This window comes from Actinosynnema sp. NPDC023658 (assembly GCF_040639995.1).
Classification (GTDB): Bacteria; Actinomycetota; Actinomycetes; order Mycobacteriales; family Pseudonocardiaceae; genus Actinosynnema.
In genome coordinates, this window is sequence record NZ_JBFAAX010000358.1 from 1 (window position 1) to 5,984 (window position 5,984).

At 69.5% G+C, this 5,984-nt stretch carries 3 protein-coding genes; 1 reads left to right on the top strand and 2 read right to left on the bottom strand.

Features of this window, described 5'->3' with window-relative positions; all coding sequences use genetic code 11:
• Window positions 1–1,036 precede the first annotated feature (1,036 nt).
• Both AB0G02_RS26265 and AB0G02_RS26270 read right to left on the bottom strand, forming a co-directional pair.
• Complete coding sequence (locus AB0G02_RS26265; protein WP_360798480.1) at window positions 1,037–1,906, bottom strand: universal stress protein; 870 nt, start codon at window positions 1,904–1,906, stop codon at window positions 1,037–1,039.
• Window positions 1,907–2,389: 483 nt separating this feature from the next.
• Complete coding sequence (locus tag AB0G02_RS26270; RefSeq protein WP_360798486.1) at window positions 2,390–3,784, bottom strand: endo-1,4-beta-xylanase; 1,395 nt, start codon at window positions 3,782–3,784, stop codon at window positions 2,390–2,392.
• 857 nt (window positions 3,785–4,641) lie between these two features.
• Between AB0G02_RS26270 and AB0G02_RS26275 the strand changes: the two genes are divergently transcribed.
• A partial coding sequence (locus AB0G02_RS26275; RefSeq protein WP_360798483.1) for an FAD-dependent oxidoreductase occupies window positions 4,642–5,984 on the top strand: 1,343 nt, incomplete at its 3' end.

Sequence of the window (5,984 nt, forward strand, 5' to 3'; positions counted from 1 at the left end):
GGTCGTGTCCACCGTGGCGGCCGACGCCGGCGTCGGGACCACCGTGAGCAGGCAGCCCACTGCTACTGCGGCTGCCGCAGCGGCCAACCCCGACCGCAACCGACGACGCCACCTCTCGGTGCGCGCAAACCCAACCGACATAGCATCCTTCCCTTCCTCGTCCGGAACCACCGACACGAGCCTGACCAGGAACCGCCTTGTTAGCGCTAACATTCACTGGCCGACGCGATGGAGTTATGAGAGCTAAACTTTTTAGCCGACGTTGCGACTAGAGGTGCCAGGCGAACTGTGAACGATAACAACGGCCACGTCAAGATGTGACGGAGAGGTTTCCGCGGAAGTCCCGAATGAGACGCTGGGCGTGCCCTCAGCCGGGCGAACGCGTTGACCCGGAGCGCGAGGTGCGACGTCAGACCTCGGAGCGGTCACAGGCACGGCTGCCATCCGCGCCGTGACATCGATCAGCAGAGCATGATGACCAGCTACGCAAGCCGGACCGGCACGGCCGGCGCCCCGGCGAACCCCAGGTCTGATCCGAAGGTCGGGCAATATGACCGAGGGACGGACACGGATCAACAGAGCTTCGAAGAATTGGCAGCGAAGCTCGACGGAAACTCGAGCGGCAGCCTCAAGCTTTACACCGGAATGCCACCGTGTCCGGCGGGCGGTAGTGGCATCAGGGAGTTCCAGAAGGCCCGGTGTCCAGGTAGAAGTGACTCGAGGATGCTGACACCGCGCAGCGTGAGGTGGAGCGATTCACTCGCAGTTCGTTGCCTTTTTCCGGCGTCTCGATAAGGAGGCGGGCTGCTTTGTCGATCGGCACCGACGTGTTCTACCCGGCGCTGCTCGAGGTTCGAGAATGGGTGAAGGAGTTCGCAGAGGAGAAAGATCCGGCGCTTGATGTCTGCGTTCCTTTCGCGCCCGGGACATTGGCCCCCGGTGGTGCGCTATCCGGCTGGACCGGAGGTTCCCGGGACGCGCGGAACCGCGCCGGACGGGCAAGGGGTTCCCATCCGGCGCGGTGGTCGGTGGTGCCTTACGGCTCCGAGTGCCGGGGTCGGACCACGGCCAGCGGGCAGGAGGCGTGGTACACCAGGGACTGGCTGGTGGAGCCGAGCAGCATGCCGGTGAAGCCGCCGTGGCCGCGGCTGCCGACCACGAGCAGCTGGGCGTGCTCGGCGGCCTTGAGCAGTGCCCGGACGGGCCGGTCCCGGATCACCACGCGCTCGACGCGCACGTCGGGGTACTTCTCCTGCCACCCCGCGAGGCGTTCGGCGAGGAGTTGGCGCTGGTCTTCCTCGATCTGCGACCGGTCGACGGCGAACCGGCTGCCGTAGGGCCCGTCGATCAGGAAGTCGGTCCACGCGATGACGGCGGTGAGCGGCGCGTTCCGCAGGGACGCCTGCTCGAAGGCGAAGGCGACCGCCTCCTCGCCGGCCGGAGACCCGTCCACACCGAGGACCACCGGGCCGTCCGCGGGAGCCGAGTCGCGGACGACGACCACCGGGCAGGAACCGTGGGCGGAGACCGCCACGGCGACCGAGCCGACCAGCAGCCCGGAGAAGCCGCCCAGTCCCTGTGAGCCGACCACGACGAGCCGCGCAGCCCGTGACTCGGCTATCAGCGCGCCCGCGGGCGTGCCCAGCACCATCGAGGTCTCCACCTCGGGCACGACGGCGCGCACGGCGTCCGCCGCTTCCCTGAGCGACTCCCTGCCCAGCTTCTCGAACGTCTCACGCACCTCGTGGCCGGTCAGCACGATCTCCGGGTATCCGCGCACCGGCAACGCGTAGGCGTGCACGAGCTTGAGCGGCGCACCGTGGCGCACGGCTTCCGCGGCGGCCCACTCGGCGGCCTTGACCGCCGACGTCGATCCGTCCACTCCAACCACGATCGGGGCACTCATCACAAGCTCCTCTCCGAGTCCGCTGCCACCGCTTCGGCCGAAGCGACCACCACCGACGCTAGACCGCCGTCAGCGGTCCGGCAGCGGTCGTTGGTCCCCGCCGTTCAGTGCCCAAGGGCCGCGGACGGATATCGGCGGGCGGAATGGCTGCGCGGAGGGCATCCTGGAGTCTCCGAGGACCCTGAGCGCGTCGTGGCAGGGTCTTTGGACCCTGCGTACGACGATCCGGCTCGGGCGTGCTCAGGCACCGAGTCGGATGGAGTTGCCGGCGGGCACAGGGCCACGCCGTTGTCGAGTGCCCTGGCACCGGTGACGCTGGGAGCGCTGCGCCACCGGTCGTTGCTCGCGCTCAGTCCGAACACGACACAGTCGACGTGATGCCGGCTCGAACCGAAATCCGCCAGGGATCTCCGTTCGAGCCGGCTGACGCTCACAACACGTCCGCAGCCGTCGTGTCCGGGCACCGGACACGACGGTCCCCGGTCAGCGGCCGATGGGCACGAGGTTGAACCTCTGGTTGGTCTGCCCGTGGCAGTCGTACAGCTGGACCTGAGCCCCGTTGGCAGTGCTCCAGACGTCCAGGCAGCGCCCGGACTGCACGCCGGTGATGGTGCCGTTGGAGTTGACGTTCCACTGCTGGTTGGCCTGGCTGTTGCAGCTGTAGATCTGGATCGCCGCGCCGTTGCCGGAGCCCGCGGCGTCCAGGCACATGTTGCCGTACACGGTGAGCTGCTTGCCCGTGGTGTACGTCCACTGCTGGTTGCTCTGGCCGTTGCAGTCCCAGAGGTTCACCCTGGTGCCGTTGTTGTGCGACGCGTTGGGCACGTCGATGCACCGGCCTGACTGGACTCCGACGATCTGGTTGGCGCCGGTCGGCGGCGTGCCCGTGGTCGTCGTGGTCGTGCCGGTGGTCGTGGTGGTCGTACCCGTGGTCGTGGTCGTCGACGTGGTCGGGGCGGCGTTGAGCGCGTTGAGCACCGAGGTGTACGCGGCCTTCTTGTTGCCGCCGCCGTCGAACAGCAGCGGGCTCTCGCCGGAACGCCACGAGTCGCTGTCCCGCACGCCCCAGACGGTGATGCCGACGCAGCGGGGCACGTTGAGGCACGCCTGGGTCAGTCCGGCGTACTGGGTGGTGGAGGCGTTGGTGACGTCCACCTCGGTGAGCGCCACGTCCACGCCGAGTGCGGCGAAGCTCGACAGGGTGGTCTGGAAGTTGCCCGGCAGCGAGCTGCCACCGGTGAAGTGGGTCTGCAGCCCGACGCAGTCGATCGGCACGCCCCGGCTCTTGAAGTCCCGGATCATGTTGTACACGCCCTGCGTCTTGCCGTACGACCAGTTCTCGATGTTGTAGTCGTTGTAGCAGAGCTTGACCGACGGGTCCGCCGCGCGGGCGGTGCGGAACGCCACCTCGATCCAGTCGTTGCCGGTGCCCTGCAGGTTCGACGACCGGCGGCTGCCGTCCTCGTTGAACGCCTCGTTCACCACGTCCCAGTGGACCAGCTTGCCCCTGTAGTGGGCCATGACGCCGTTGATGTGGTCGATCATCGCCTGCCGCAGGCTGCTGCCGGACAGGCTCTGCATCCATCCCGGCTGCTGCGCGTGCCACGCCAGGGTGTGCCCGCGCACCTTCAGCCCGCGCTGGGTGGCCCAGTCGTAGATCCGGTCGCCGGCGCTGAAGTTGAACTGACCGCGCTGCGGCTCGGTCGCGTCGGGCTTCATCTCGTTCTCGGCGGTCACCATGTTGAACTCGCGCGCGGCGATCGTGGTGTACGTCGAGTCGCCGAGCCTCCCGGCCGCGATAGCCGTGCCGAAGTACCGGCCCGACTGCGCCGCCGCGGCACCCAGCGTGCTCGCCGCCGCGTTGGCCGACGAGATCATCACCGCCACCGTCGCCAGCGTCACGACACCGACTGATCCCACGGCCAGCGCTCTGGCGATGGTCGGTCGTCTCCGTTGGGTACCGCCACGATGGGCAGCGTTGCCTATCGTCATCTTCGTCCTCCTCTAGCAGGGACCCGAGCCGTCTTCGCAGAACGACCGGACGTCATATAGAAGGATTCGCGAAGACCGATGCTGCCTCCTCGATGCCGCCCAGGGCAACGTTTGCGCAACAGTTGCGGCAGCTCGACGGGTTTGCGGTGGGCGGAGTCGACGAAGTGCAGTCGGAATGTCGGATTCATCCGCCGATTCCCGGCTCCATTCCCCGTGGTGTGCCGCGCTGTCGAAGCTGATCTCGCCACGCTGCCGGTCGTCGCGGGCGGCGGCTCCTCGCGGCTCGACAGGTTCTGGACGGTGTCGAGGGCCGCCTCCGAACCGGTCGTCGGACTCTCGCTCCCAGCACACCACGAAGCGGTGTGCGCCGGCTCAACGCATGGGAATGCCGTATCCGCTACCCGAAGCCGCAGAGTCGCACTTCTTCAGCGAAGGTCTCGCGCAGTGTTGGATGCGGCGGTTGCTGCCTCTGGGTGAGCGGGACAAAGGCACGAAAATCTGTTGCTACGGCGCCACATCACCGTCTTGGAAGGGAAGTCGGGCCACGCCCGGCCGCAGTTCTCCCCTGCCGACCGGGCACTCCCAGAGCCCCGTGCGGCCACCGTTGAGGTCGCACTGGTGGTCCCGGCCGGGGTTCGAACCGGCGGTGGGGTGGTCCGGCACGCCTCCGAGGTTCCACCTCCTGCGCGAGCGATCGTCGAACTGTTATTGGCTAACATGTGTTAGTGAGTAACACTATACCCATGGACGTGATGGTAGTGGGTGCCGGTCCCGCGGGTCTGGCGACGGCGTGTGCGTTGCGCATGCACGGTGTGGCGGTGCGGGTGGTGGATGCCGCGCCCGGTCCGGCGACCACCTCTCGCGCGCTGGGTTTGCAGCCACGCGGCAGCGAGGTGCTGGAACGGCTCGGCGCGCTGGGTGACCTGCCGGAACGGTCGGTCGACATCCGCCGGGTGGTCGTCCACGTCGGTGGTCGCCGCTCGGGCGAGCTCCGGGTGGGGCAGCCCACCGCGCTGGTGCGGCGTCCCGGCCTGCTCGTGTCGCAGGCCGAGGTCGACGCGGGACTGCGGCCGCGCGTGGCCGCCCTGGGGGGGGCGGTGGAGTGGGGAACCGCGGTCACCGGCCTCGACCAGGACGTGCGCGGGGTGGTGCTGTCCACCGTGGACGGACCGGTTCGGGCCGACTGGGTGGTGGGGTGCGACGGCGCGCACAGCGCGGTCCGCAAGGCGGCAGGCATCGGCTTCCCCGGCTTGCCGCTCGTGGAGGGGTTCGTGCTGGGCGACGTGCGGGCGGAGTTGCCGTTGCCCTCCGACGCGGTCGGCGTGTGGGTGGACGGCGGGGCGATGTTCGCGGCGTTCCCCTTGCCCGGAGGGGTGTGGCGGTTCATGGCGCCCGCGCCGGGCACGCCCGTCGAGGCCGTCCCGGACTCCCTGACCCGCGCGGCGCGGCAGCACGCCGGCGTCCGCGTCGGGCCCGCGGACGAGTGGGTGTGGACGTCGGTGTTCCGCATCCACCGGCGACTGGCTGAGACCTACCGGCGGGGCCGCGTGCTGCTGGCCGGGGACGCCGCGCACATCCACAGCCCGTTCGGCGGCCAGGGCATGAACACCGGGCTGGGTGACGCCGAGAACGTCGCGTGGCGACTGGCGCTGGTGGTCGCGGGCCGCGCGGGCGATCGCCTGCTGGACGGCTACCAGGCCGAGCGCCGTCCCGTAGCCGAAGAGGTGCTGGGCGCCACCAGCGGGCTCACGGGGCTGGTGCTGGGCGAGTCCCCCGCGGCCCGGCTGCTGCGCGACCGGGTGCTGTTCCCCCTGATGGGCCTGCCACCGGTGGAGAAGCTGATCTGGGAGCGGGCATCGCAGGTCAGGACGACGTACGCCCGCACCCTCGGCCGAAGGCCCAGGGTCGGGGACCGGGTGGCGGAGCACGCGTCGGACAACGGGTTCCGCTGGACGTTGGCCGCACCGCCGGGTGACGGCTGCGTGGACGTGGCCCGTGCGGCTCTCGGTGACCTCCGGCACGTGCGTCGCGAGGGCGACGCGCTGCTGGTGCGCCCCGACGGCCACCTGGCCTGGCGCGGCCAGCC